Annotated in this window: 1 pseudogene; it reads left to right on the top strand. The window is 65.2% G+C overall.

Annotated elements, in window-relative coordinates:
- A pseudogene (gene tnpC / locus A3764_RS23690) lies at nucleotides 1-1,184 on the top strand (IS66 family transposase); the annotation flags it as partial.

Below are 1,184 nucleotides of genomic sequence, written 5' to 3'. Positions count from 1 at the left end.
GAAGGCGATGATCGCCGCGCTTCAGGCAGAGAATGCACGCATGTCGGCCACGCTCCAGGCCCACGAGCAACTGGTTCAGGCCTTGCGCCTGCGGATCGCCAAGTTGCAGAAACAGGCCTTCGGCAAATCTTCGGAAAAGATTGAGCGCGAGATCGCCCAGCTGGAGCTGGCGCTGGAGGATCTGCTGGTCGCGGCCGCCGAACAACACGACGGGCCGATCGAGGACGATGAGCCTTCTGCGACCGATGCTCCTGTTGCCGAGGCAAAGCCGCGACGCAGGCCGCGCGTGTCGGAGGCAACGCCCCGCGAACGCCGGGAGCTCGACCCTGGCTCCTGTTGCCCCGATTGTGGGGGTGACCTGCGAGTGGTGAGTGAGGACGTCAGCGAGCTTCTAGACCTGGTCGCGGCGCAGATGAAAGTCATTCAGATCGCGCGGGTGAAGAAGTCCTGCCGCCGGTGTGAGAAGATGGTGCAGCCTGCGGCTCCGAGCCGTCCGATCGCCGGCAGCATGGCTGGTCCGGGGCTGCTGGCTCAAATCCTCGTCTCGAAGTTCGACGACCATCTTTCATTGTATCGTCAGCACGAGATCTACGCCCGCATGGGCGCCGACATCCCTGACAGCACGCTTCTGGATTGGTGCGGGCGCGCCATGAAGGTGCTCGCTCCCGTCATCGAGCGGATCGAGGCCGAGGTGATGTCCGCGCCGGTGCTGCATGCAGATGACACTCCAATCCGCGTGCTGGACCGGTCACGTCGGGACCGCGGTCTCGGCAAGGGTGTCAAACAAGGCTGGGTCTGGGCCATGTCTCTGACCAACGACCTTGGGCCGGCACCGCACCACCCGGCGTCGTCTACCGCTTCTCCCCGGATCGGAAGGGGGAGCATCCGCAGCGCCACCTACAAGCCAGCCGTGGCATCCTTCAGGTGGATGCCTATGCCGGCTTCAATCCGCTCTACGAACAGCGCGCGGATGGCAGCAGCCAGTTCCGAGAGGCAGCATGCTGGGCGCATTTGCGGCGCGACTTCCACGATGTTTGGGAGGGCACGAAGTCCGAGATCGCGCGGGAGGCCCTCGACCGGATCGGCAAGATCTACGATGTCGAGCGCGAGATCGCCGGTCAGCCGGCGGCGCTGCGCCAGGCTGCGCGCCAGCAGCACTCCGGCCCCATGGTGGCTGCCTTCAA

The sequence above is a fragment of the Sulfitobacter sp. HI0129 genome, from assembly GCF_001635395.1.
Classification (GTDB): domain Bacteria; phylum Pseudomonadota; class Alphaproteobacteria; order Rhodobacterales; family Rhodobacteraceae; genus Sulfitobacter.
The sequence above is the reverse complement of the archived record's forward strand: the minus strand, read 5'-3'. Positions and strand labels throughout refer to the sequence as shown.